The 1,227-nt window shown below is 46.0% G+C and carries 2 protein-coding genes; both read right to left on the reverse strand.

The window, feature by feature from the left end:
• Positions 1–263 precede the first annotated feature (263 nt).
• Positions 264–659, reverse strand: a complete 396-nt coding sequence (locus ACFR9S_RS13755; RefSeq protein ID WP_049988541.1) for a hypothetical protein — start codon at positions 657–659, stop codon at positions 264–266.
• Positions 660–745: 86 nt separating this feature from the next.
• Positions 746–1,227: type II toxin-antitoxin system antitoxin SocA domain-containing protein (locus tag ACFR9S_RS13760; RefSeq protein ID WP_379818895.1), on the reverse strand; the 482-nt coding region annotated here is incomplete at its 5' end.

Below are 1,227 nucleotides of genomic sequence, written 5' to 3' on the forward strand. Positions count from 1 at the left end.
TGATCAGGTTGCCGAGTGCCGATCTACCTCGAGATGAGACCCCGGATGCTGTAGCTAGCCTGATCGAAAAGGCCGCCGGCCTCGAGCGTCGATGTATGGATTCGACCACCGGTCTCTGCGATGGCAGGAAGCTTCTGCTCTGGAACAGTGCCAAAGGGATTTGATGATCCGTATCCACACGTGGGTGTCCAGGATGCTTCGATCCATCCGACTGTGTTTCTGGATTTTCTTTCTGACCTGTGCAGTGACTATGACCTCTGAGATCACGCTACAAAGATGGCGTATCCCATTAATGAACAGCCAGTAATCAATACTGCATAGGTGAACTCGTTACCATCGTTGAAGCGCCAGCTGTCTACAGAGTCATTCACGTAGATTAACGTAAGGATGAGCGCTAATCCGAGCGCGAATAGGAAAAAGCGTGTATCTGAAAGAAATCCCAGAACCTCTGTTTTCAGCCAGCCACTGAGGATTGCGGCACTGAGAATGCTTCCAACGATGATCAGATAGGTCTCCTGTTTCGTCTTGAAATTACCGCGGAAGATGAAAGCGGTACTCCCCGCTGTGTAGAAGTGATCTTTAATCCACGAAATCACAAATGCGATTAGAAGAATCGCTACCCCTTCCTGTGCCCATTCTAAAGGTTGCTCGAGCACCATTACTGTTAGAGAATAAATGAGACATGATATACTTGTCGGCCTACTTAACACATACAATAGTGAACGGAATGAAGCGCTCTGAAACGTCAGTAGATGCTGTTTTCAGCGTACTTTGGGTACCGAGAATACACTTCTTCAATAAGATCAGAAAGTTGCTTATCGTTATATTCCTGTTTGATTTCTTCTGCGAGTGCCAAAATACGTCGGGCCTCATCCTGAGATAGCTGCTGTTCAACAAACTCCTCACCCGCTTGTTGAATTCTATAATCGTATTTCGTTTTATCGCGACCGATCTGTTCTTCCTGGTCATCTATCATATCTTCTTCTGCAAGAAAATCAAGATCATCATAGACTTCTTTCGAGAAAGGCCCATAATCGTATGCAATAAAGTCATAATTACTAGACTTTAATGGATTGTCATCAATCTCCTGGAAGCGCTGCTGCATCAGAAAGATCATTTTCTGCAAACGAGTTCGTCCCTCAATTGGCTCTCCACCATCAGCGTACATCAGCGCGAGAGGGAGCAATTTCCTATGCATGGGCGTCGAACTCTTCTGCGTCGTTAAAT

The sequence above is a fragment of the Halolamina salina genome, from assembly GCF_042678005.1.
Lineage (GTDB): Archaea > Halobacteriota > Halobacteria > Halobacteriales > Haloferacaceae > Halolamina > Halolamina salina.